The following is a 225-nucleotide window of genomic DNA, read 5'->3' on the forward strand; positions in this document are numbered from 1 at the left end:
CGGCGGTCAACCTGCTCAATGCCCTGGGCAGCCAGACCCAGTTCGGTTTGCTCTCGCCAGGGCTCGGCTTTGACCACTTCCTGGATATGCGCCAGGACGCTATCGATGCCGAAGCCCAGCGCACCGGCGGCACCCCACGCACCATCGAAGGCCCGCTTTACGTGGCCGGCGCCCCGGAAGCCGACGGCTTTGCCCGCCTGGACGATGAAGCGACCGAGGGCGAGA

1 protein-coding gene is annotated in these 225 nt (G+C 67.6%); it reads left to right on the plus strand.

Features of this window, described 5'->3' with window-relative positions:
- Positions 1-225: dioxygenase (locus K7H09_RS24160; protein WP_330165630.1), on the plus strand; the 225-nt coding region annotated here is incomplete at both ends.

Source organism: Halomonas sp. IOP_14, from assembly GCF_021021315.1.
Taxonomy (GTDB): domain Bacteria; phylum Pseudomonadota; class Gammaproteobacteria; order Pseudomonadales; family Halomonadaceae; genus Vreelandella; species Vreelandella titanicae.